The sequence below is a fragment of the Bradyrhizobium sp. STM 3843 genome, from assembly GCF_000239815.1.
Taxonomy (GTDB): domain Bacteria; phylum Pseudomonadota; class Alphaproteobacteria; order Rhizobiales; family Xanthobacteraceae; genus Bradyrhizobium.
Genome location: NZ_CAFK01000044.1, coordinates 98,852 through 121,522, shown reverse-complemented (window position 1 = coordinate 121,522; position 22,671 = coordinate 98,852). Strand labels below are relative to the sequence as shown.

Below are 22,671 nucleotides of genomic sequence, written 5' to 3'. Positions count from 1 at the left end.
CGGACGCCGNAGGACGCTTCGTCCTCCAGTGCTGCGAAGCCTGCGGCGCCTTTGCCTATCCAGCGCGTGAGGCCTGCCCATCCTGTCTGTCGGCCAGCCTTGCCTTCGTCGATGCCCCACGACGAGGTATTCTTCTTGCCGAAACGACGGCGCGCGTGCCGAGCGATGTCTATTTCCGCGAGCGGGCGCCCTGGCGCATTGGCCTCGTGAAGATGGATTGCGGTCCGGTGATCGTGGCGCACCTCCATGCCGACTGCATGGAGGGCGCGCCGGTCCGAATGTCGTTCCAACTCGATAAGAGCGGTCAGGCGGTTGCCTTTGCCCATCCCGAGGGGGAGACTTCCAACATGGCAGACGACAAGCAATGGCGGGAAATGACGGCCGACCCGAAATTCCGGCGCGTGCTGGTGACCAACGGCCGCAGCATGATCGGCCAGGAAGCCGTCGCTGCCTTGAAGGCCGCAGGCGTCAAGACGGTGTTCGTCGGTGTCGCCGAGCCGTGGCGGCCGTTCACCGGCGAAGAGCTGCTGCGCGGTCAGGACGGCATCGAGATCGTCACCCTTGATGCAGCCGACGAAAAGTCTGTGGCCGATCTTGCCGCCGACATTGGCGGCAAAGTCGACATCCTGGTCAATACAACGGAATACGTGCGGCCCGGAGGCCTGCTCGACCGCAAGGGCACGAGCATCGCACGGGACGAGATCGACCAGGCCTATCTCGGCTTCATCAATCTGGCGCAGGGCTTCGGCCCGGCCATGCGGATGCGTGGTGCCGATGGCATCAACAACAGCGTCGCGTGGGTCAACATTCTCTCGGTCTATGCACTGGCGAACTGGCCTGCCTTTGGCGCCTACTCGGCCTCGCAAGCGGCGTGCCTGTCGCTCTCGCACTGTCTTCGCGCTGAGCTCAGGCCCGGCGGCGTCAAGGTGATGAATCTGTTCACGGGGCCGGTCGACACCGAATGGTTCCAGACCGTGCCACCGCCGAAGGTAGCGCCGCGTATCGTCGCGCAGGCGATCGTGTCGGGGCTGAGAGGCGGGCTCGAGGAAATGTATGTCGGAGATGTTGCCGAAGAGATCCGGCAACGTCTCATGGCCAATCCGAAAGCGCTCGAGCGCGAGCTCGATAGGTAAATCGGGATTTCAACCAAGCCGGAGGGCGTGACAATGCAAAGCAAGACTCTGCTGGAACTGGCGGGTGCGATTTCCTCCGGCGCGGTGCGCGTCGTCGATCTGACCTTTACGCTCAGTCCGGATTTTCCGGTCATCGTGCTGCCGCCGGAATTCGGCCAGGCGGCGCCGGTCCGCATCCAGGAGATCTCGCGCTACGACGGTCGCGGCCCGGCCTGGTACTGGAACAATGTCACCTTCGGCGAACACACCGGCACGCATTTCGACGCGCCGATTCACTGGTTCACCGGCAAGGATCTGCCCAATAACGCCGTTGATACCATGCCACCGAAGGACATGATCGCTCCGGCCTGCGTCATCGACTGCTCTGCACCGGCGGCCCAGGACGCGGACTTTCTGCTCACCGTTCCGATCGTCGAGGCCTGGGAAGCGCAGCACGGTCGGATTCCGGAGCGCCATTGGGTCCTGTTGCGGACCGACTGGTCGAAGAAGGGCTGGCGAGACTATTCGAGCCTAAGGGATGACGGTGCCCACACGCCGGGCCCGAACGCGGCAGTGATGAAGTGGCTGGTCGAGGAGCGCGGCATTCTTGGCTTCGGCACCGAGACCATCGGCACCGATGCCGGGCAGGCCGGGCATTTCCAGCCGCCGTATCCCGCCCATCACTTCCTGCACGGGGCCGGCCGCTACGGCCTGCAATGCCTGTGCAACCTGGACCAGCTTCCGGCCACCGGAGCCGTCATCGTTGCCTCACCGCTGAAGATCCAGAACGGTTCGGGCAGCCCACTTCGCGTCATCGCGATGGTTTCGTCAAGCTGAAGCGAATTCGTGGCGCTCACCGATCCGAACAAAAATTCTCACAAAAGATGGGCGCCATGAACTTGATCAAGAGCCTGCTGCTTTCCACTGCATTGCTTGTTGCCGCTCCGCACATTGCGCAAGCCGAAATCCTTGTCGGCTTCGTCACCGGTCTGAGCGGACCGGTATCCTCGATCGGCATCCCAAACGCGAAGGGGATCGCAGCAGGACAGGCTTATGTCGGCGAGATCGGTGGTGAGAAGGTGCGGGTCATCCAGCTCGACGACGCCTCCGATGCCACCGCCTCAGCACGTAACGCGCGCAAGCTCGTCGAACAGGAGAAGGTCGACATCCTGATGGGAACGTCGGGCGCGCCGCAGACCCTTGCAATGGCGACCGCCGCGACCGAGATGAAGGTGCCGATGATCGCGGTGTCTCCGATCGCACCCGTTGCGACCGGCGAGGGCGGGCCCTGGGTGGTGCAGACGCCGCAGCCGATGCCGCTCCTGGTGCAGGGCGTCGTCGATCACATGAAGGCGCACGGGTTGAAAACGGTGGCGTTCATCGGGTTCTCGGATGCGTTCGGGGATCTCATGTTCGACTCGCTGTCGCAGAGTGCCAAGGCGGCGGATATCAAGGTCGTCGGCAACGAGCGCTATGCCAGATCCGATTCGTCGGTGACCGCGCAGGTGCTGCGCGCGCTTGCGGCTCGTCCCGACGCCATCATGCTCGGTGGTACCGGAACCCCGGGTGCGCTGCCGGTCATTGCCTTGTCGGAGCGTGGTTACAAGGGACCGCTCTACGGCAACAATGGAATGATCAGCGCCGACTTTCTGCGTCTCGCCGGCAAGGCGGCCAATGGCATCATATGTCCGACCGGGCCGGTGATCGCGGCCGAGCAGCTTCCGGCCAGTAATCCGATCCAGAAGGTTGCCCTGGATTTCCGCGCGGCCTTCGAGAAGGCCAATGGTGAGGCGCCGACGGATGCATTCTCGTCCTATTCCTTCGACGGTTGGTTGGTGTTCGCCGACGCCGCCAAGCGCGCGATGGCGACCGGTGCCAAGCCCGGCTCTCCGGAATTCCGCACGGCACTTCGCCAGGCGCTGTTTGCGACGAAGGAGGTCGTCGGAACGCAGGGCGTATACACCTATACGCCGGCGGATCGGCATGGCGTCGACGATCGTTCGCGCATTCTGGTCCAGATCGAGGACGGCAAATACAAGCTGTTACCCTGAGGCGGGGACACGGTTGTGACGGAGAACCAGGCGCCGGCGATCACCAGCGAAACGGTCGGCCAGGAGATGGCGACACCGGCCTGGGCGCTCGCGATGATATCGTTTCCGCCGTCCGATCGGATCCTCCCGACAATTCTCTCGCGACAAGCCGAGCGCTATGGCGAGCGCGTGCTGCTTGTTTCCGGAGACACGCGCTGGACTTTCGCGCAAACCGCTGACATTGCGGCCGCGTCGGCCCAGGCGCTCGTCGACGCGGGGATCAAGCCGGGCGATCGGGTTGCGCTGATGTGCTCGAACCGTCCGGAGTTCTTGCAGGTCTATCTCGGCTGCGCGTGGCTCGGGGCCATCGCAGTCCCGATCAACACCGCGCTGCGCGGCTTCCAGCTCTCCCACATTTTCCGCAACTCGTCTCCGGCGCTCCTGGTGGTGGAGGCGCAGTTCGTTAGCGCGATGGAAAGTGTCGAGGCGGCTGTCGAGCTGCCGCCTCGGACCTGGATCATCGGGGCTGCCGCCGCGACAATCGATCCGAGGCTTTGCGCGTCACCGTTGCCGGCTCTCACAGCCGCGACCCCGGCAGGCGCCATCCGCCCCGGCGACACCGTTGCGATCCTCTACACGTCGGGCACCACCGGGCCTGCAAAGGGGGTGTGCTGCCCGCAGGCTCAACTGTTCTGGTGGGGCATCTATTCGGCGCGGGCGCTCGGCATCCGCGAAGGGGATGTGCTGTTCACGACGCTGCCCCTGTTCCACACCAACGCGCTGAATGCGTTCTATCAGGCGCTCCTGAACGGATGCACCTATGTGCTGGAGCCGAAATTCTCCGCTTCCGGTTTTTGGGCCGCCGCGCGACGGCACAATGCGACTGTCGGCTATCTGCTCGGCGCCATGGCCTCGATGCTTCTGGCGCAGCCGAACGGCGCGGACGATTCGATGCATCGCCTTCGCGTGGCCCTTGGCGGCGGCGTGCCGCCACAAATCCACGCTCCATTCCTCGCGCGGTTTGGCGTGCCGCTGGTCGACGGCTACGGGTCGACCGAGACCAATTTCGTGTTCGCTGGCGCGATTCCGTCCGATCGTCCGGGGACGATGGGTTATCTGGCTGATGGCTTTGAGGCCCGGATCGTCGATGAGAACGATTCAGAGCTGCCTGATGGGCAGGCCGGTGAGCTCGTTCTCCGCGCCAGAGAACCCTTTGCTTTCGCCTCCGGCTATTTCGGTATGCCGGAGAAGACGGTCGATGCCTGGCAAAATCTGTGGTTTCATTCTGGCGACCGAGTGGTTCGCGATTCAGACGGGCACTACCGCTTTATCGACCGCATGAAGGATTCGATCCGAAGGCGTGGCGAGAACGTGTCCTCGTGGGAGGTCGAGCAGAGCATCCTCTCTCATCCTGCAGTCGCGGGCTGCGCCATCTATCCGCTGCCCTCCGAGCTGGGCGAGGACGAAGTCGCCGCCGCGATCCTGCTCGAGCCAGGGCAATCGTTGGAGCCCGTCGACATCATCAGGCATTGCGAAGGGCGGATCGCCTATTTTGCCATTCCACGCTACGTGCGCATCGTCAGTCGAATGCCGCTGACCGAGAACGGCAAGATCAAGAAAGGCGTGCTGCGTGAGGCGGGCCTGACCACCGATACGTGGGATCGCGAGAAGGCCGGAGTCAGGTTGCGACGCTGACAGTCGCGTCCGCTCAGGGTTTTTGCAGCGCGTCCCGGACGGCGCCCTTGAGTTCGTCGAGCTCGCCGGTCAGTCCCTCGAGCCGGTCCGCCGGGACATCCGCCAGCAGCTCGGCGAGCCACGCTCCGTGACTCTTGGCCATGCGCCTGAAGGCTTTCCGGCCTTCGACCGTCATACAGACGATCTGCACACGACGATCGAGGTTGGACGGCGTGCGGGTGATATATCCGTCCTCGACTAGGCGGTCGACGATAGGCGTGAGGTTCCCGGCCGAGACCATCAGGCGCTTGGGCAGTTCTCCCAGCACAAGTCCGCTCGGCTCGCGGTCGAGCTGCGCAAGAACATCGAAGCGGGGCATCGTGAAATCGAACTCTTCGCGAAAACGGCGCCGCAGCTCGCCTTCGATCAGGGTCGTGCAGGCAAGGAGCCGAAGCCAAAGCCGTGTCTGAGCCCTATATTCGGCCTCCTGATCGGCCTCATTCCTGGTCGAAACAGGTGTGGACTCCTTCGCGAGTGCCAAATCAATTCTCCCGGGCCTCTTGAAAGCTGATGCTTTGGCGAACAGCTCGCAAGATATTTTGTGCCAAAAGTAAATGCAAGGCTTCGCCGGCGGCAGCCGGATGGGCCGACCGCGCGGCGCATTTGCAGGTTATTGCCAGCTGGAAAATACGCGCCCAGCTATGGACGGTAACTCGCCGAAGCGCCTTGACATCCGGCCATCGAGCGAATTATTTTATACTTAAAATAATTGATCGGTGGCTCGTGGCGCCCGAAAGCGAGGGATCATGCGCATAGTCTGTATCGGCGGCGGCCCGGCCGGGCTTTATCTGGGCCTCCTGATGAAACGCCGGCATCCCGAACATGCGATCACAGTCGTCGAGCGCAACAAGCCTTACGACACCTTCGGATGGGGCGTCGTGTTCTCCGACGCCATGATGTCCGCCATGCGTCTTGCCGACCCCGAGAGCGCGGCAGAGATCGAGGACGCCTTCAACCACTGGGATGACATCGAACTCGTCTTCAAGGGAACGCGCCAGCGCACGACCGGCCACGGTTTCATCGGCATCGGCCGCAAGCATCTGCTCAACATTCTGCAGAAGCGATGTGAGGCGCTTGGGGTAGAGCTGGTTTTCGAGCGCGACGTCGAGTCCGATCTCGAATTTCCGGACGCGGATCTGATCGTTGCGGCAGACGGCATCAACTCCAGGATACGTGCGCGCTATGCCGATCAGTTCCAGCCCGATCTGGTGGTGAGGCCGAACCGGTATATCTGGCTCGGGACCAAGAAGGCATTCGACGCATTTACCTTCGACTTCCGCAGAACTGAGCACGGCTGGTTCCAGGCCCACATCTATAAGTTCGACCGCGATACATCGACCTTCATCGTCGAGACCACCGAGGACACATTCAGCGCGCACGGACTAGGCGAGCTGGATCAGCAGGGATCGATTGATTTCTGTGAAAAGCTCTTCGCCGAGACGCTCGATGACGCCAAGCTCCTGACCAACGCCCGCCATCTGCGCGGCTCGGCCTGGCTCAATTTCAGCCGCCTGATCTGCGGCAAATGGAGCATATTCAATGGTCGCTCCCATGTCGTGCTGATGGGGGACGCTGCGCACACCGCGCATTTCGCGATCGGGTCGGGCACCAAGCTCGCGCTTGACGACGCCATCGAGCTCGCCAACCAGTTCGATCGCCATGGTCACGACCGCGGCAGCATCGAAACCGTGCTGGAGGCCTATGAGGAGGTACGCCGCGTCGATGTTGCGCGCATCCAGAACGCAGCGCGCAACGCCATGGAATGGTTCGAGGTGGTTGGCCGCCGTTATGCCGATACGCTCGAGCCACCGCAGTTCTTCTATTCGATGCTGACACGCTCCCAGCGCATCAGTCACGAAAACCTGCGCCTGCGCGATCGCACCTGGCTGGAAGGCTTCGAGCGCTGGTTCGCCGCGCGCTCAGGGATCGCCGTCAAGGACGGCGAACGGGTGCCACCACCGATGCTGACGCCGCACCGCGTGCGCGGTCTGTCGCTCGCGAACCGCATCATGGTCTCGCCGATGGCGATGTATTCGGCGCAGGACGGTCTCATCAATGATTTCCACATCGCTCATCTCGGCGCGCGCGCGATGGGCGGGGCAGGGCTGATTTTCGCCGAGATGACCTGTGTCTCGCCGGACGCGCGGATCACGCCGGGCTGCCTCGGGCTCTGGAACGACGCTCAAGCCGCGCAGTGGCGCCGTCTGGTCGACCTGATCCATAGCCTCGGACATGCCAAGGTCGGCATCCAGCTCGGCCATGCCGGGCGGAAGGGATCGACCAGGCTTGCATGGGAGGGGATTGATCAACCGCTGGAAGCCGGCAATTGGCCGCTGATCTCGGCGTCGGCGCTGCCCTATCTGCCCCACAGCCAGCTGCCGCGGGCCATGGACCGCGGCGACATGGACCGTGTGCGCGACGATTTCGTCGCGGCAACCCGCCGCGCGGCGGCCGCGGGCGTCGAGTGGCTCGAACTCCATTGCGCTCACGGCTATCTGCTATCGAGCTTCCTGTCGCCGCTGACCAACCGGCGGACTGATGAGTACGGCGGCAGTCACGCCAACCGTGCGCGTTTTCCGCTGGAGGTGTTCAACGCGATGCGCGCGGCGTGGCCTTCCGGTCGGCCGATGTCGGTGCGCCTGTCCTGCCATGACTGGACCGAAGGCGGCAACACCCCGGCCGACGCGGCGATCTTTGCTGCGATGTTCAAGGAGGCAGGGGCAGACGTCATCGATTGTTCGTCGGGGCAGGTCTGGAAGGAGGAGCGGCCGATCTATGGACGCCTGTTCCAGACGCCTTTCGCCGACCTGATCCGTAACGAGGTCGGCATAGAGACGATCGCGGTAGGTGCGATCTCCGAGGCCGACCACGCCAACTCGATCCTCGCTGCGGGTCGCGCCGATCTCTGCGCCATTGCGCGGCCGCATCTGGCGGACCCGGCATGGACGCTGCACGAGGCCGCGCGCATCGGCGTCAATGCAATCAGTTGGCCAAAACAGTACCTGTCCGCCAAGGGGCAATACGAAGCCAATCTGGCGCGTGCCGCCGCTGCGGCCGCGCAGTAAGCGGAGGAGGGATCAGATGAGCTCCGTGGCAAAGGTGATCAGGCGCGAATGGCTCGACTGGCCGTTTTTCGAGCCGCGCCATCACGCGATCGGCGAGGCGCTCGACCGCTTCGTGCGGTCGGGAGCCCTCGACCAGATCGATCACAACGATGTCGATGGGGCCTGCCGCAGGCTCGTGCGCGCAATGGGCGAGGCGGGTTTGCTCGATTGCGCGGTCGCGGCACCCGATGGCGATGCGACGACGATCGATTCCCGCTCGATCTGCCTGTCGCGCGAGTCGCTGGCCTATGCCGACGGCCTCGCCGATTTCGCCTTCGCGATGCAGGGGCTCGGCTCCGGCGCGATTGCACTGGGCGGCTCGGCGGAGCTGCGCAAGGCCGTGCTGCCGAAGGTTCGCTCCGGCGAATGGCTGGCGGCCTTCGCGCTGTCGGAGAAGGAGGCAGGATCGGACGTCGCGGCCATGTCCTGCACGGCGCGTGCCGACGGAAACGACTACGTCATCGACGGTGAGAAGACCTGGATCTCGAACGGCGGCATTGCCGATGTCTACACGCTGTTTGCGCGAACCGGCGAGGCGCCGGGCGCGCGCGGCATCTCGGCCTTCGTCGTCTTCCCCGATGATCCCGGCTTCGAGATCGCCGACCGCATCGATGTGATCGCGCCGCATCCGCTGGCGACCTTGCGCTTTGCCAATTGCCGGATCCCAGCGGCCCGCCGCCTCGGCGTGCCGGGCGGCGGGTTCAAGTTGGCGATGCAGACGCTCGATATCTTCCGCGCATCGGTCGCGGCTGCAGCTCTCGGCTTTGCCCGGCGGGCGCTGGACGAAGCGCTGTCGCACGCGCGCAGCCGGCAGATGTTCGGTGCGACTCTGGGAGATCTCCAGCTGACCCAGGCCGCGCTCGGCGATATGGCGACCGACACCGATGCTGCCGCGCTCCTGACCTACCGCGCAGCCTGGCGCCGCGACGTCCAGAAGCTGCCGACGACGCGCGAAGCTGCCATGGCGAAGCTGACGGCGACCGAGACCGCGCAGCACGTCATCGACCGCGCCGTCCAGATGTTCGGCGGCCGCGGCGTGCGCAAGGGCGAGGTTGTCGAAAGCCTTTACCGCGAAATCCGGGCGTTGCGCATTTACGAGGGCGCGACCGAGGTCCAGAAACTGATTGTGGCGCGCGAGCTTTTGAAGCCGCGCTGAAAGGATCGAGAATTGAGTACGATGAGAAAGCCAGAAGCTGCCGTGACCGGCGGTCTGCAAGTGCTTCAGCCCAGCGGTTGGCCGCAGCCGAAAGGGTATGCGAACGGCGTGATGGCCGAAGGACGCCTTGTCGTGACGGGTGGGGTCGTCGGCTGGGACGTTGCTGGGCGCTTTGCCGAGGGCTTTGTTGCGCAGGTTCGCCAGACGCTCGAAAACATCGTCGCGATTCTGGCAGAGGGCGGAGCGCGACCGGATCACCTCGTGCGCCTGACCTGGTACGTCGTCGACATGGACGAATACGTCACCAATCTAAAGGCGCTCGGCAAAGTCTATCGAGACGTCATCGGCACTCATTATCCCAGCATGGCGCTGGTGCAGGTTGTGCGCCTTGTCGAGGCATCAGCTCGCGTAGAGATCGAAGCGACGGCCGTCCTCCCGCGCTGACGACGGCCGGGCGTTGGCTGAACTTCTCGAGACGAGGCGGATCGCCAAGCTCGGCGAGCCGCCTGAGAACGTTCGGATAAGTGACTGACGTCAGATCGGCGCTAGGAAGCCTTTCGATGCGGCAGTTTCCAGTTCGGCCGGACGAAGTGACAGGTGTAGCCATCCGGATAGCGCTCCAGGTAATCCTGGTGTTCCGGCTCGGCCACCCAGAAATCTCCGGCCGGAGCGACCTCGGTCGTCGCCGGCCCCGGCCAGAGTCCGGACGCATCGACGTCGGCGATCGTTTCGTGCGCAATCCGCTCCTGCTCAGGGTTCGTGTAGAAAATCGCCGAGCGGTAGCTCAGCCCGCGGTCATTGCCCTGCCGGTTGAGTGTGCTGGGGTCGTGAATCTGAAAGAAAAATTCCAACAGATCGCGGTAGCTGATGACGGCGGGATCGAAGACGATCTCGATCGCCTCGGCATGCGTGCCGTGGTTACGATAGGTCGCGTTCGGGACGTCGCCGCCCGTGTAGCCGACCCGCGTCGCGATGACCCCGCGCATCTTTCGGATCAGGTCCTGCATCCCCCAGAAGCAGCCGCCCGCCAGAACAGCGCGTTCTCGTTTTCCGTCCATGTCAAATTTCCAGATTCTGAAGTTGCTTCGGCTGCCAAAAGATAAGCATTCGCTGCGCTCGGGACAACGGCGCTGCCCGCGAGCTGGTTGGGTGCGGTGCAAACTGCACCGGCAATAGGGTTCGAACGGGATCTCGATTTCAGGACGATATCCGGTGGGAGGCGTAGCGCCCGCCCCAGCTATTCGGAGCGAGTGCGGTCGCGGCCCGTTGGATTGAGGGCCATCGCGAGGTCGAAGCAGCTTCGATCGCTGGACCGCTGCGCCGCGTCGCCCAATCCGCCTGCAGACTCCGGCCGGTTCCCGCGTGAGGTACATAGATCAGAATTTTAGTTGCGCACCTCACGAATTGAAGACAGGATACATCCAAAGATAGAAAACGATCGGGAGGACTGGATGAGACTGCTCGGGAGGCTGGAACTCGCCGCTGCCGCATGCTTGCTTTGGGCCAACGCCGCCGCAGCTGACACGATCGTCAAGTGGTTGCACATCGAGCAAGATCCATCCCAGGTGAAGGTCTGGGAGGAGGTCGCGCGCGCCTATGAGGCGTCGCATCCGGGCGTCAAGGTCGAGATGCAGTACCTCGAGAACGAGGCCTATAAGGCCAAACTGCCGACCATCCTGCAATCCAAGGATCGGCCGAACATCATCTACAGCTGGGCCGGCGGCGTCCTGAAAGCGCAAATCGAGGCTGATGTCCTCGAGGACATTACCGATCAGGTGAAGGGTTACAGCGACAGCCTGACGCCGGCGGCGCTCGCCGCCTTCACCAGCAATGGCCGGATCTATGGCCTGCCCACCGCGGTGTCGCAGGTCGGCTTTCTCTGCAACAAGGAACTGATGGCCAAGGCCAAGGTCGATCCCGCAGGGATCAAGAGCTGGGACGATCTGCTTGCGGCCGTGAAGACGTTGAAGGCGGCCGGCGTGACCCCGATCGTGGTTGGCGGCGCCGACAAGTGGCCGTTGCACTTCTATTGGACCTATCTTGCGGTGCGTATCGGCGGCAAGCCGGCGTTCGATGCGGCCCTGCGGGGCGAGAATGGCGGCTTCGCCGGCGAGACCTTCCAGAAATCCGGTGAGCTGTTCAAACAGCTCGTCGATCTCCAGCCGTTCCAGAACGGCTTTCTCGGCTTCAAGAATCCGCAGGCCGTCGGCTATTTCGCCGATGGCAACGCGGCGATGACGCTCGCGATCAGCACGGTCTATCAATCGCAGCGCGCGCTCGCCGCGGACAAGGTCGGATTGAGCGAAGAGAAGATGTGCTGGTTCGACTTTCCGGTGGTGGCCGGCGGCAAGGGCGCGCCGTCCGACACGCTCGGCGGCATCACCGGCTGGCTGATCACCAAGAACTCCCCGAAGGAAGCGGTCGATTTCTTGAAGTACTTCATCTCGAAGGACGTGCAGACGCGGCTTGCGGCAGGCAACTTCATCATCCCCGTGGTGCAGGGTGCGGATGCCGGCTTCAAGAGCTCCTTCATGAAGCGGATTGCCGCCAATCTGGCGAAGTCGAACTACCACCAGAACTTCTACGACCAAAGCCTCGGCCCCTCGGTCGGTCGCGTCGTCAACGACGTCACCGCTGAGATCGCCGGCGGCAGCATGAGCCCAAAAGACGCGGCTCAGGCGATCGAGGCGGCGTGGAAGCAGGGGAACTGACGTGGCGCGGCGGATCGCGAGTTCGCCGACGATAGGCGTTGCGGAGACATCGTTCTCGCCGCTCGTGGTGCGCGGCCCGAGCTGGGATGGCCGCTTCACCGTCCTGGTCCTGTTCCTGCCGCCGGCGCTGCTGTTGTTCACGCTGTTCGTGGTGCTGCCAATCGGCGAGGCCGGCTGGTACTCGGCCTTCAACTGGAACGGTTTCGGCAGGCCAACCAACTGGATCGGCTTCGACAATTACCGCTTCGTGTTCCAAACGCGGGCGTTCTGGCTCGCGCTCCGCAACAACGGCATGATCATCGTGGTCTCGCTTGCGATCCAGCTGCCGCTGGCGCTGTCGCTGGCCCTGATGCTTGCGGAACGTTTTCGCGGGGCGGTGGCGCTGCGCATGCTGTTCTTCATGCCCTATATCCTGGCCGAGATCGCGACCGGGCTGATCTTCAGCTTCGTGTATGATGGCGACTATGGTCTCGTCGCCTCGATCTGGCGCACCTTCGGAGCCGAGCCGCCACATCTCCTGGCCTCGACTGACACCGCGATGCTGGCGGTGCTGATCGTAATCGTCTGGAAGTACTTCGGCTTCCACATGATGCTGTTCATCGCGGCGCTCCAGAGCCTCGACAAAAGTTTGATCGAAGCCGCCCGGATCGACGGCGCGACACGATCGCAAACCCTGCGCCATGTCATCATCCCCTTGCTTTATCCGACCATCCGGCTCTCGGTGTTCTTCGCTATCATCGGCTCGCTGCAGCTGTTCGACCTGGTCATGCCGCTGACGCGCGGGGGGCCCGCGGATTCCTCGAACACGCTGGTGAGCTTCCTCTACAACAATGGCATCTCCCGCATGCGGGTCGGCTATGGCAGCGCCATCGGCGTCATTCTGTTCGTGATCTGCGTCACCTTTGCCTTCACGTACAAGCGATGGTTCATGCGCGATGAGTAGGGCCGAGACCACCCAAACAGCGCTCGATCCCGCCCTGCTGTTCAAGGTGGTGTTCCTTGCCGTTGTCGCCGTCGTCGTGTTGGTGCCGCTGCTCGCGACCGTGCTCGGCGGCTTCAAATCCCTCGGCGAATTGCGCGTCAATCCGTTTGGCCTCCCTGATCACTGGGAGTGGCAGAACTATGCCGACATCCTGTTGTCAGCGCGCTACTGGCAGCTCTTGCGCAACTCGCTGATCATCTCCACGCTGGCGGTGACATTGACCCTGATTGTCGCCTCGATGGCGGCGTTCACCTTCGCCCATGTCAGGTTCTACGGCAGCTCGATGTTGCTGAGCTACCTGACGCTCGGCCTGCTGTTTCCGGCAGCGACCGCCGTGTTGCCGCTCTTCATCAGGGTCCGCGATCTCGGGCTGCTCGATACCTATTTGGGCGTCGCGCTGCCGCAGGTGGCCTTTAGTCTCGCCATGAGCGTGCTGCTGCTGCGGCGCTTCTTCAAGGACATTCCCTACGAACTGCTCGAAGCGGCGCTGGTCGACGGCTGCAGCTACATCAAGTTCTTCCGCTACGTGACGCTGCCTTTGTCGCGACCAATCCTGGCGACCGTCGGTACCATTACCTTCGTCAACAGCTGGAACGCCTATCTGTTGCCGCTTGTGATGCTCAACACCGATGCGCTCTATCCATGGCCGCTCGGCATCATGGTTTACCAAGGCGAGTATTCCTCCGAGTGGAACCTGATCCTGACCTTCATCACGCTGACCATCCTGCCGACGATCATTTTCTTCCTGCTGGCTCAGAAGCACATCGTCGCCGGCCTCACGTCAGGCGCGGTCAAGGGATGAGTCCATAGCTCACGGAGAACATAATGAGAAAAGTAGGGGTCGGAATCGTTGGCTGCGGCTATATCAGCACCGCCTATCTGACGGCAGCCCAGCGCTTCCCGATGATGGAGATCAAGGCGGTTGCCGATATGCGCAGCGACGCTGCGGAGCGCCAGGGCGCCGCCTTCGGATTGCCGGTGATGCGGGTCGATCACTTACTCAAGCGCGATGACATCGAGATCGTCATCAATCTCACGGTGCCGCTGGCCCATACCGATGTCAGTCTCGCGGTGCTGAATGCCGGCAAGCATGTCTATTCCGAGAAACCACTCGGCATCAACGTGGCGGAAGCCCGCAAGGTGATGGAACTCGCCGCCGAGAGAAACCTGCGCGTCGGCTGCGCGCCCGACACGTTCCTCGGCGGTGGGCACCAGACCGCGCGTAAGCTGATCGACGACGGCGCGATCGGCACGCCTGTGGCCGGCAGCGCCTTCTTCGGCTGCCCCGGCCACGAGCGCTGGCATCCTGCGCCGGGGTTCTATTATCTGCGTGGCGGCGGGCCGATGCTTGACATGGGCCCATACTACATCACCGATCTCGTGCAGTTGCTCGGCCCGGTCGCGAGCGTGATGGGTTCGACCGCACGGCCGAAATCGGAACGCCTGGTTACCAGCCAGCCCAACAACGGCACGCTGATCCCGGTCGAGGTTTCGACCCATGTCGCGGGCACCCTCGAATTCGAAAGCGGGGCGGTCGTCTCGGTCACGATGAGCTTTGACGTGCCGAAGCACCGGCACGCCCCGATCGAGATCTATGGCGACAAGGGCAGCATGCTGGTGCCGGACCCGAACCGCTTCGGGGGCGAGGTGCAGGTCGCAAAGACCGGCGGCGACTGGGAGGCCGTGCCGCTGACGCACGGTCATGTCGATGGCGAGTTCCGTTCCATCGGCGTCGCCGACATGGCATCCGCAATCCTGAACGACCGGCCACATCGTGCGAGCGGCGCAATCGCGTTCCATGTGCTGGAGGTGATGGAGGCGTTCCAGACCTCCGCCGATGAAGGGCGACGCGTCAAGATCGAGAGCAGCGTGGAGCGACCGGCGATGCTGCCGGCCGGATGCGAGACCGGGCAGATCGACTGAGGACAGAAACATGCGCAGCGCAATGATTGTTTGGGGCGGCTGGCCGGGACATGATCCCGATCTCTGTGCCTCGATGATCCGGGGGTGGCTGAAGGCTGAAGGCTTCGAGGTGCGGATCGAGACCACGACGGCGGCGTTCGCTGATCCCGCAATTCACGATCTGTCACTGATCGTCCCGATCTACACCATGTCGAAGATCGACAAGGCGGAAGCGCTCAACCTCTGCGCGGCGGTGCGGGGCGGCGTCGGACTCGCCGGCCATCACGGCGGCATGTGCGATGCGTTCCGCGAGTCCGTCGACTATCAGTTCCTATGCGGCGGGCAATGGGTCGCGCATCCCGGCAACATCATCGACTACAAGGTCGATGTGACGAAGCCGGATGATCCCATCATGAGGGGGCTGAAGAGTTTCGAGCATCGTTCCGAGCAATATTATATGCATGTCGACCCCGCCAACGAGGTGTTGGCGACCACGACTTTCACCGGCGAGCACGCACCCTGGATCGAGGGCGTGGTGATGCCGGTGGTCTGGAAGAAGCGATACGGCGCGGGCAGGGTGTTCTATTCCTCAGTCGGCCACCGTGCCTACGAGCTCGACGTACCGGAGATCCGAACGCTGATGACGCGCGGGATGTTGTGGGCGGCACGCGAATGACGGCCGGCGCGACCCAGCCGGCGATCCGCGCCACGCTTGAGGACGTCGCGCGCGCGGCCGGCGTTTCGCTTGCCACTGTCGATCGTGTCGTCAACCGGCGCGAGGGCGTGCGGGCCAAGACTGTCGCGCGCGTGGAGGCCGCCGTCGCCAAGCTCGGTTACCGCGCCGACGTCGCGGCCGCGCGGCTCGCGCGTGGGCAGAGTTTTCGTTTCGCCTTCGTGTTGCCGACCGGCAGCAACAGCTTTATGACCAATCTGACCGAGCAGGTGCAGCGCACCGCGGACTGGCTTGCAGGTCAGCGCGGCTTCATTGATATCCTCAATGTCGACGTGTTCGATCCGGATGTGCTGGCCGGCGCGCTCGAAAACCTGTCGCCGGTCTATCAGGGCGTCGCCGTCATCGCGCTCGATCATCCGAGGGTGCGCGCAGCTATCGACGAACTCGCCGCGCGCGGCGTTGCTGTGGTGACCCTTGTGTCGGACGTGCCGAGCTCGCGCCGCCTGCACTATGTCGGTATTGACAACCCGGCCGCGGGGCGGACTGCGGCAACGCTGATGGGACGTTTCCTCGGTAGCCGCGAGGGAACCGTCGCTGTGATTGCGGGATCGTTGTCGCTGCGCGATCATACCGAGCGGCAGTTCGGCTTTCACCAGATCCTGTCCAGCGAGTATCCGAACCTGCTCGCGCTACCGGTCCTCGAAGGCCGCGACGACAGCGAGCGCACGCGGAAGCTTGCTGGTGCGCTGCTCACCCGCCATGCCGATCTCCGCGGCATCTACTGCTGCGGCGCGGGGAACCGCGGCATCGCCGATGCGCTCGAGGCCTCGGGCCGCGCGCGCGAGGTGGTCTGGATCACTCATGAGCTGACCCAGTACACGCGGCGTTTCCTGGTCCGCGGCACGCTGGATGCGATCATCAACCAGGATCCCGGCCACGAGGCGCGGTCCGCGGCGCGCGTCCTGCTCGCGCATTGTTCGGGTGAGCCGATCAGCGCCGACCAGGAACGCATCCGCATCGACATTTTTCTGCGGGACAATCTGCCGTAACTTCGGGTCCGTGGGGTCGCACGGTCGTGAGCGCCTCGATGCCATGGCGATCGGCGATGTGGGCGTGGATCAGGAGCCGTCGGCGGTCGACCGCCCCTCGATCCAGGTGTCGAGCACCCGCAGGTCGTCGTCGAGATGCACGAGGCTCGCGAGATGTCCGGGCGCGATGCGACCGAGCTCCGTGTCGCGCCGCAGGAACGTCGCCGGAACGCGCGAGGCCATCGCAAGCGCATCGCCGAGGGCTAGCCGCGCGACCTTGACGGCATAGCGTACAGCTTCGTCCATGGTCAGAACTGATCCCGCGAGCGTTCCATCGTCGAGCCGCAGACAGCCGTCCACGCTGCTCACACGGCGGCCCTGCAGATCGAACTGGTCGGGCCCGCCGGCCGCCGGCGGCATCGCATCGGTAATCAGCATGAAGCGGTCATGCCGCTTGGCGGCGAAGGCAATACGCAAGTTCGCGTCGTGCACATGGTGACCGTCTGCGATGATTCCAACGAAAGCATCGGTGAGATCGAGCGCGGCGCCGACCATGCCCGGCTCACGTCCGGCCGGCGCACTCATCGCATTGTACAGATGGGTGAACGCGCGCGCTCCGGCCTTCACGGCGGCGCACGCCTGATCATAACTTGCGTCGGAGTGGCCGAGCGAGACCAGCACGCCGTGCTGTACCAGTTCGGTGATGCGCTCCACGGCGACCCGGTTGGGGGCGAGCGTCAGCATGACCGCGCCGCAATTCGCCGCGGCGATCGTCGTGACGTCGCCGGGTTCGAGGTCGCGGATGTACCTAAGCACATGCGCACCCTTGCGGCGCGGATCCAGAAACGGTCCCTCCAGATGGATGCCAAGGGTGGCCGGGGTCAGATGGCGCGCCCCGCGCGTGGCTGCAATCGCCGCGGCCATCACCTCCGTCGCGTCGGTCACCAGCGTCGGCAGTAGGCCGACGGTGCCGTGCTTGCGATGGGCAGCGGCGATGCGGGCGATGCCTTCGGGCGTCGGGTCATCGTTGAACAGGACGCCGCCGCCGCCATTCACCTGCACATCGATATAGCCGGGCGCAAGCAGGCCGCCGCCGAGATCGCGCACGGCGCCGCGAGGTTTCTCGGAGTAGGGGACGATCGCGGCGATGCGCCCGGCTTCGACGACAACCGCGTGGTCATCGCGAAAGCGTTCGCCATCGAAAATGCGCGCGCCGGACAGAACGATCATCAAAGGGTCTCCGTCACCTTGCGAAGGTTGCGCGGACGGTCCGGGTCGCGCCCGAGCCGCAGCGCAAGCGCCTCGGCAAGGCGGTAGAAGCGGTGGATCATGACGACGGGCTCCAGCAGGGTCGCCTCGACTTTCGCCGTGGCAAGACGATGGGCGTCGTCCGCGCCGCCCGCCTCGATCGCGATCACGGTCGCGCCCGCATCGGCTAGCGTCGCGAGCGTCGGCAGCATGCCCTGGCGGGCCGCGTCGGACGGCAGAAAAGCGATGACCGGAAAGCCGGACTCCACGAGCTCGGCCGGGCCATGCAGCACCTCAGCCGCGGAGTAGGCTTCGGCATGGATCGCACAGGTTTCCTTGAGCTTCAACGCCGCCTCCGCGGCGATCGCGAGCGTCGCGCCGCGGCCGAGCACGAAAGCACTGCGGGCATTCGCGAGCTGCTCCAGCATCTCCGTGGGCGGTGCCGCCGTCTGTCCGCGCAAGATCTCCGGCAGGCCGGAGAGAGCATCTGCGAGTTGCTGATCCTCGCGCCAGGCTGCCACGAGGCTGGCGCCTGCGGCGAGACCTGCGACCATCGACTTGGTCGCAGCGACCGAATGTTCTGCGCCCGCGCACAACGGCAGTAGAACCTCGGTCTCTTCGGCGAGTGGCGAGGCCACGTCATTGACCAATGCAACGGCCAATGCTCCGCCGCGTCGCGCCGCGCGCTGCATGTCAACGATATCGGGGCTGCGCCCGGATTGCGAGATCGCCACGGAAACGCAGCCCCCAAGCCGCATCGGCGTCCGATAAAGCGTCGCGATGGACGGGCCGATGGAGGCGCAAGGAATACCGGACGCGATCTCGACGAGATATTTCAGATAGAGCGCACAGCAATCCGACGAGCCGCGGGCAATGGTCGCAACGAGCGGCGGATCCAGTGCCCGCAGCCGCGCTCCAAGCTCGGCGAGCCGATCGACATTGTGACCAAGCTGACGCCCGACCGCTTCGGCTGCCTCGCCGATCTCCCGCAGCATGGTGCTGGTCATCGGCGCGCCTTTCGGATCGGCGGTGACAGAGTGAGTTCGGAGACGAAATCATAGGCGTCGGCGCGGTACCAGGATTTCGTGAATTCGACGCAGGAGCCGTCGGCGAGATAGGCGATCCGCTGGATATAGAGCGCCGGACTGTTGTGCGCGACACCGAGCAGGTCCGCATCCGCGTCGCAGACGAGCGTCGCACGCAAGCGCTGCAGGCCGCGGGTTGGCTTGAAGCCGCGCGAGGCGAGCGCCTCGTAAAGCGAGGCGCCGACGGAGTCCGGTTCCGGCAGATAGCGCATCGGGATGGCGGCGCGCTCGATCGCCATGGGTGAGCCGTCGGCCAGCCGCAAACGGCCGAGTCGGAATACGCGTTCGTTCGGCCCTGCGCCGAGCATCATGGCCTCTTCCGGCGTCGGCAGGAACACGCCGCGCTCGAGCTCGCGCGAACTCGCTTCCAATCCGCGCAGCCGCATGTCCTCGGTGAAGCTTGTCAGGCGCGAAGAGGGCTGTTCGACGCGTGGAGTTGCGCGATGAATGAAGGTGCCGGCGCCGTGGCGGTGATACAACACGCCTTCGTCGATCAGATCCGCAATCGCCTTGCGCAAGGTCGTGCGCGATACGTCGAGCAGCTCGCACAATTCGCGCTCGGCCGGAAGTAGTTGCGTCTCCGCGAAACGTCCGGTCTCGATCTGGCGCCGAAGCGCGTCGACCACCGCGCGATAGAGTTTCTGGCCTGGTGCGGCCTCCACCATCATGGACATGAGGCGTCGTCCGCGAGTTTTCCGCCGGCAAGCAGGATCGCACCGTCGACTGCGTCGCGCCGAGGCTGGGAGAGGCGCTGCGCGACATCAGGCGGCAGAAAGGGACGCAAGGGCTCACCGAAGCCGCCAGCGAGCGCGATGCGTTCGGCACCGAGTGCACCCAAAGCATTCGCGAGCGCCGCAATCGCGCCGGCGGCTTCGCCGACAATTTCACGCGCGCGTCCATCGCCAGACCTGGCGACCTCCAGAATCTGGGGTGCGAAGGCGCCATAGTCGCGGGGCCTTGCATCCGATGCCCACCGGCTCATTCGCAGCGGATCGCTATCGAAATGACGCGCCAGCGCCGTTGCGAGTCCGCTCGCCGGTTCGAGGCCGTCGAGCGCGCGCAAGGTCGCGCGTAGCGCCGCTTCACCGAGGCGTGCAGCGGACCCGTCGTCGCCGAGCCAGAAGCCGCGGCCGCCGATGATGGTCGTCTTGGCTCCAACGCGAGCGATGCCGGCCGAGCCCGTGCCCGCGATGATCAGGCCGCCATCGCCAAGGCCGTTGGCGCCGACGCAGGCCGCGACCGCATCATTGACGGCGACGACGCGCGCAAAGCCGGGCAGGGCAGCAGCAACGCGCTCCGCTTCCTTCTCGTCCGAAAGCCCGGCGAGGCTGAGGCCGACCGCGATCTCCTGAGTGGCAGTACCGCCGGCGATCGCAGCCTCAATGGTTTCGCGGACGACCCGCATGGCCTCGTCGAAATCGAGATAGATGTTCGACGCCGGCCCGAGCCCGCGCCCCAGCTCGCGGCCGGACGAATCCCGCAGCCTCGCGCGGCAGCGCGTTGCGCCACCGTCCACACCGAGGAAGAACTGCGTCGTCGCCAAGATGCCTCCTAAAAAATACCATAACACCTCTAGACAAGTGGTATGTCACGCGCCTAAAACAAATACAAGAGGTATCTACCATTGGTATTCACGATGCCGATACTGCCGAGCTTGGAGACGGACGCGGAGGAGTGGGATGACACCGGCGCTGCCGCGATGACTGACGAGGCGGCGTTCGCCGAGGCGATGCTTGCATCCTACCGTCGTGCGATGGCGTCGGTTTCGGCTGTCTCCAGCGACATCCGTGCCGCCGCACGTCGCCTCACGTCGATCTGGCGTGAAGGTGGGCGTCTCGTCTACACGGGCGCGGGCTCCTCCGGCCTTGCCGCGGCCGAAGACGCAGCCGAGCTTCCCGGTACTTTCGGCCTCGATGCGAGTCGTATCGCGATCGTCTTGCCCGGTGGCACCGACGAGCCGTTCCGCATCGATGGCTCCGCGGAGGACGATGCCGCCGCAGGTGAGCAGGCCATCGCGGAGCTTGGTGATCTCACCCGCGACGCTGTGATTGCCGTATCGGCGAGCGGCTCGACCCCATTCACCGTCGCCGCCGTCGCAGAGGCGCGCCGCCGCGGCGCGTTTGTGATCGGTATCGCACATCATCAGGGCTCGCCCTTGCTCGTTGGTGCCGACGCGCCGATTCTGCTCGAGAGCGGCGAGGAGGCGTTGCGCGGCTCGACACGGCTCGCCGCCGGAGCGGCGCAAAAGGCCGCGCTTGGCATGCTCTCATCATTGATGGGATTCGGGCTCGGCCACATCCATCAGGGCCTGATGGTCAATCTGAAGGCTGATAATGCGAAATTGCGCGAACGGGCGCGCGGGATCGTCGCGACGATTGCTGGTGTCAGCGATGCCGAGGCGGAAGGCGCGCTTCGCAAGGCGGGCGGCGAGGTCAAGCCGGCGGTCCTGATTGCCTGCGGTGTTAGCGTTGGCGCAGCCGTCACATGCCTCGCCGCCGCAGGAGGCCGTATCGATGAGGCCTTGCGCCGCGCGGCAGTCAGCGGAGCAGTCATGGGCGAGAAACCGAACGAACAAGGGAGCGTAGCATGAGACGGACATTCAAGGCTGGAATGGGAGCTGGAGTCGCCGCGGTGGCGTTGTTCGCGGGGCTCGCGGTCGCCCAAGCAGGCGCGCTGAAGATCGAGAGCTGGCGCAATGACGACGCCGACATCTGGAATTCGAAGATCATCCCTGCCTTCAACAAACACTATCCCGACATCAAGATCGAATTCGCGCCCTCCGCGCCGAAGGAATACAACGCGGCTCTCAACGCTCGCCTCGACGGCGGGACGGCCGGCGACCTCATCACGTGTCGCCCGTTTGACGCCTCGCTCGCGCTCTATCAGAAGCACCAGCTCGACAGCCTCGACGACCTCAAGGGCATGGACAATTTCTCCGATGTCGCCAAGGCGGCGTGGCAAACCGACGACGGCAAGACCACCTTCTGCGTGCCGATGGCATCCGTCATCACCGGCTTCATCTACAATAAGGAAGTCTTCGCCAAGCTGGGTCTTGCCGAGCCGAAGACCCTCGACGAATTCCATGCGGTGCTGGAGAAGCTGAAAAAGGACGGAACCTACATCCCGCTTGTCATGGGCACTGCGGACCAGTGGGAGGCCGCGACCATGGGATTCCAGAACATCGGTCCCGACTATTGGAAGGGCGAGACCGGTCGCACCAATCTGATCGCGGGCAAAGAGAAATTCACCGACCCGCAATACGTCGCGGCGTTCAAGGAGATCGCAGGCTGGGCGCCGTATCTCGGGTCCGGCTTCCAGGCGCAGACCTATGCCGACAGTCAGAACCTGTTCTCGCTCGGCAAGGGCGCGATCTATGCCGCCGGCTCCTGGGACATCTCGACGTTCCGAGGCCAGGCGCAATTCGCCATGGGGGCGTTCCCGCCGCCGCAGCCGGCCGGCACGACGGATTGCTATATTTCCGATCACACCGACATCGCGATGGGCGTCAATGCGGCATCCAAGAACAAGGAAGATGCCAGAAAGTTTCTGGAGTGGCTGACAACCCCGGAATTCGCCACGATCTACGCCAACGCGCTGCCCGGCTTCTTCCCGCTCGCCAAGACACCGGTGAAGATTGATGACGACGTCGCCGCAACGATGGTCGGATGGCGACAGACCTGCAAGTCGACGATCCGTAATTCGTATCAGATCCTGTCGCGCGGTACGCCTAATCTGGAAAACGAGCTCTGGAACGTGTCCGCGCAGGTCGTCAACGGCAAGCTGACGCCCGAGGCCGCGGCCAAGCAACTGCAGGACGGCCTCGACAAGTGGTACAAGCCCGCAAGGTGATGCCGGTCCCTCTCTCCGAAACGGCGGGGAGAGGGAGCCGTGCTTGTCTTGTTCGAT

Annotated in this window: 21 protein-coding genes; 15 read left to right on the top strand and 6 right to left on the bottom strand. The window is 64.2% G+C overall.

What is annotated here, in order from left to right; genetic code table 11:
- From BRAS3843_RS06760 to BRAS3843_RS06745, 4 genes are all read left to right on the top strand, one after another.
- A partial coding sequence (locus BRAS3843_RS06760; RefSeq protein ID WP_083841328.1) for an SDR family NAD(P)-dependent oxidoreductase occupies positions 1–1,133 on the top strand: 1,133 nt, incomplete at its 5' end.
- A 33-nt stretch (positions 1,134–1,166) separates the two neighbouring features.
- Positions 1,167–1,949 carry a cyclase family protein gene (locus tag BRAS3843_RS06755; protein WP_008968031.1) on the top strand — a complete coding sequence of 261 codons (783 nt, stop codon included), beginning with the start codon at positions 1,167–1,169 and terminating at the stop codon, positions 1,947–1,949.
- Between the two features lie 56 nt (positions 1,950–2,005).
- Positions 2,006–3,163, top strand: coding sequence for an ABC transporter substrate-binding protein (locus BRAS3843_RS06750; protein WP_008968030.1), 1,158 nt, complete (start codon positions 2,006–2,008; stop codon positions 3,161–3,163).
- Between the two features lie 15 nt (positions 3,164–3,178).
- Complete coding sequence (locus tag BRAS3843_RS06745; RefSeq protein WP_008968029.1) at positions 3,179–4,837, top strand: ATP-dependent acyl-CoA ligase; 1,659 nt, start codon at positions 3,179–3,181, stop codon at positions 4,835–4,837.
- 13 nt (positions 4,838–4,850) lie between these two features.
- Here the strand turns inward: BRAS3843_RS06745 and BRAS3843_RS06740 are convergent, their stop codons facing one another.
- Positions 4,851–5,195 carry a MarR family transcriptional regulator gene (locus BRAS3843_RS06740; RefSeq protein WP_244425138.1) on the bottom strand — a complete coding sequence of 115 codons (345 nt, stop codon included), beginning with the start codon at positions 5,193–5,195 and terminating at the stop codon, positions 4,851–4,853.
- A gap of 427 nt (positions 5,196–5,622) precedes the next feature.
- On the opposite strand from BRAS3843_RS06740, the gene BRAS3843_RS06735 reads away from it, so the two are divergent.
- The 3 genes from BRAS3843_RS06735 to BRAS3843_RS06725 are packed head-to-tail and all read left to right on the top strand — an operon-like array spanning position 5,623 to position 9,580.
- Entirely contained in the window at positions 5,623–7,941 is a 2,319-nt protein-coding gene (locus BRAS3843_RS06735) for a bifunctional salicylyl-CoA 5-hydroxylase/oxidoreductase (RefSeq protein WP_008968027.1), read from the top strand.
- Positions 7,942–7,957: 16 nt separating this feature from the next.
- Positions 7,958–9,136: an acyl-CoA dehydrogenase family protein gene (locus BRAS3843_RS06730; protein WP_008968026.1), complete on the top strand. Its 1,179-nt coding sequence runs from the start codon at positions 7,958–7,960 to the stop codon at positions 9,134–9,136.
- A 21-nt stretch (positions 9,137–9,157) separates the two neighbouring features.
- Positions 9,158–9,580, top strand: a complete 423-nt coding sequence (locus BRAS3843_RS06725) for a RidA family protein (RefSeq protein ID WP_008968025.1) — start codon at positions 9,158–9,160, stop codon at positions 9,578–9,580.
- Positions 9,581–9,681: 101 nt separating this feature from the next.
- Here the strand turns inward: BRAS3843_RS06725 and msrA are convergent, their stop codons facing one another.
- Complete coding sequence (gene msrA, locus BRAS3843_RS06720; RefSeq protein WP_008968024.1) at positions 9,682–10,194, bottom strand: peptide-methionine (S)-S-oxide reductase MsrA; 513 nt, start codon at positions 10,192–10,194, stop codon at positions 9,682–9,684.
- 393 nt (positions 10,195–10,587) lie between these two features.
- On the opposite strand from msrA, the gene BRAS3843_RS06715 reads away from it, so the two are divergent.
- Genes BRAS3843_RS06715 through BRAS3843_RS06690 form a run of 6 tightly spaced genes read left to right on the top strand, consistent with a single transcriptional unit; the run spans position 10,588 to position 16,453 of the window.
- Entirely contained in the window at positions 10,588–11,847 is a 1,260-nt protein-coding gene (locus BRAS3843_RS06715) for an extracellular solute-binding protein (RefSeq protein WP_008968023.1), read from the top strand.
- A gap of 1 nt (position 11,848) precedes the next feature.
- A complete protein-coding gene (locus BRAS3843_RS06710; protein ID WP_008968022.1) occupies positions 11,849–12,790 on the top strand; it encodes a sugar ABC transporter permease in 942 nt (313 codons plus the stop codon).
- On the top strand, positions 12,783–13,631 hold the full coding sequence (locus BRAS3843_RS06705) for a carbohydrate ABC transporter permease (protein ID WP_008968021.1): 849 nt from the start codon (positions 12,783–12,785) through the stop codon (positions 13,629–13,631). Before BRAS3843_RS06710 ends, BRAS3843_RS06705 begins: the two co-directional genes overlap by 8 nt.
- Before the next feature lie 23 nt (positions 13,632–13,654).
- A complete protein-coding gene (locus tag BRAS3843_RS06700; RefSeq protein WP_008968020.1) occupies positions 13,655–14,752 on the top strand; it encodes a Gfo/Idh/MocA family oxidoreductase in 1,098 nt (365 codons plus the stop codon).
- 10 nt (positions 14,753–14,762) lie between these two features.
- Positions 14,763–15,407, top strand: a complete 645-nt coding sequence (locus tag BRAS3843_RS06695) for a ThuA domain-containing protein (protein WP_008968019.1) — start codon at positions 14,763–14,765, stop codon at positions 15,405–15,407.
- The gene (locus BRAS3843_RS06690; protein WP_008968018.1) at positions 15,404–16,453 is read left to right on the top strand and encodes a LacI family DNA-binding transcriptional regulator; all 1,050 of its coding nucleotides are present in this window, start codon (positions 15,404–15,406) and stop codon (positions 16,451–16,453) included. Before BRAS3843_RS06695 ends, BRAS3843_RS06690 begins: the two co-directional genes overlap by 4 nt.
- A 69-nt stretch (positions 16,454–16,522) precedes the next feature.
- Here the strand turns inward: BRAS3843_RS06690 and nagA are convergent, their stop codons facing one another.
- From nagA to BRAS3843_RS06670, 4 genes are read right to left on the bottom strand one after another with little or no spacing between them, the layout of a single operon-like run.
- Positions 16,523–17,662 (bottom strand): N-acetylglucosamine-6-phosphate deacetylase, encoded by a 1,140-nt coding sequence (nagA, locus tag BRAS3843_RS06685; RefSeq protein WP_008968017.1) that lies wholly within the window; start codon positions 17,660–17,662, stop codon positions 16,523–16,525.
- Complete coding sequence (locus BRAS3843_RS06680; RefSeq protein WP_008968016.1) at positions 17,662–18,687, bottom strand: SIS domain-containing protein; 1,026 nt, start codon at positions 18,685–18,687, stop codon at positions 17,662–17,664. The genes nagA and BRAS3843_RS06680 overlap by 1 nt, the downstream gene beginning before the upstream one ends.
- The gene (locus tag BRAS3843_RS06675; protein WP_035980968.1) at positions 18,684–19,439 is read right to left on the bottom strand and encodes a GntR family transcriptional regulator; all 756 of its coding nucleotides are present in this window, start codon (positions 19,437–19,439) and stop codon (positions 18,684–18,686) included. The genes BRAS3843_RS06680 and BRAS3843_RS06675 overlap by 4 nt, the downstream gene beginning before the upstream one ends.
- Positions 19,430–20,308 (bottom strand): BadF/BadG/BcrA/BcrD ATPase family protein, encoded by an 879-nt coding sequence (locus BRAS3843_RS06670; protein ID WP_008968014.1) that lies wholly within the window; start codon positions 20,306–20,308, stop codon positions 19,430–19,432. The genes BRAS3843_RS06675 and BRAS3843_RS06670 overlap by 10 nt, the downstream gene beginning before the upstream one ends.
- A gap of 93 nt (positions 20,309–20,401) precedes the next feature.
- Between BRAS3843_RS06670 and BRAS3843_RS06665 the strand changes: the two genes are divergently transcribed.
- On the top strand, positions 20,402–21,355 hold the full coding sequence (locus BRAS3843_RS06665; RefSeq protein WP_050886363.1) for an N-acetylmuramic acid 6-phosphate etherase: 954 nt from the start codon (positions 20,402–20,404) through the stop codon (positions 21,353–21,355).
- A complete protein-coding gene (locus BRAS3843_RS06660; RefSeq protein ID WP_008968012.1) occupies positions 21,352–22,614 on the top strand; it encodes an ABC transporter substrate-binding protein in 1,263 nt (420 codons plus the stop codon). The genes BRAS3843_RS06665 and BRAS3843_RS06660 overlap by 4 nt, the downstream gene beginning before the upstream one ends.
- Positions 22,615–22,671 lie beyond the last annotated feature (57 nt).